Raw genomic sequence first — 211 nt, forward strand, 5'->3', positions numbered from 1 at the left:
CCGCCGGCCTTGAGGATCGCCAGCAGGCCGACCACCATCTCCAGGCTGCGCTCGCAGGCCAGGCCCACCAGCACCTCTGGCCCGATGCCCTGGGCAATCAACGCATGGGCCATCTGGTTGGCGCGTTCGTTGAGTTCGCGGTAGCTGAGCTGGGCGTCACCCAGGGTCAGCGCGATGGAGCCCGGCGCACGCGCAGCCTGGGCTTCGATCA

1 protein-coding gene is annotated in these 211 nt (G+C 69.2%); it reads right to left on the reverse strand.

Annotated elements, in window-relative coordinates:
- Positions 1-211, reverse strand: a 211-nt coding sequence (locus NJH59_RS25465) for an AMP-binding protein (protein ID WP_253087487.1), incomplete at both ends; no start/stop codon positions are given.

It is taken from the genome of Pseudomonas sp. VE 267-6A (assembly GCF_024126555.1).
Lineage (GTDB): Bacteria > Pseudomonadota > Gammaproteobacteria > Pseudomonadales > Pseudomonadaceae > Aquipseudomonas > Aquipseudomonas palmensis.